Here is a 497-nt window from a genome sequence, read left to right as displayed (position 1 = left end):
CCTTGGGACAAGCTGCAAGGGAATCAGACGGACTGGAAAACGTTCTGGGTAACTTAAGACAGTCTGGAACTAATGCTCTAGCAGCAATCGGTCAACCGATTCTGGAGATGCTTATTCCAGTCTTCCAAAGTTTGGCAGACATTATTAGTCAACTAGCGACTTGGTTTACCAACTTATCCAGTCCCATCAAGGAAGTCGTCATTATCTTCACAGGTATTTTAGCTGTGGTAGGTATGTTACTTCCTGTTTTCTTGGGCTTACAGGTTGCGGCAGCCGCTATGGGGACAACCGTTGTTGGAATGATAACGGCATTTTTGCCGATTGTGGGGATTATTGTTGGTATTGTAGCTGCCATTACCTTATTGATTGTTGGGTTAAAAGAACTCTGGACGAATCACGAAGGCTTTCGAACGGCTGTGACGGAAATCTGGAATAGTATCTATGCCTTTCTGTCCATGATCATCCAGCAGATTTCTAGTTTTGTTATGTCCATCTGG

Annotated in this window: 1 pseudogene; it reads left to right on the top strand. The window is 44.3% G+C overall.

Annotation, left to right across the window (positions count from 1 at the left end):
- Nucleotides 1-497: pseudogene (locus tag RFK25_RS11555) on the top strand (phage tail tape measure protein); the annotation flags it as partial.

It is taken from the genome of Streptococcus sp. SS-4456 (genome assembly GCF_036680365.1).
Classification (GTDB): domain Bacteria; phylum Bacillota; class Bacilli; order Lactobacillales; family Streptococcaceae; genus Streptococcus.
The sequence above is the reverse complement of the archived record's forward strand: the minus strand, read 5'-3'. Positions and strand labels throughout refer to the sequence as shown.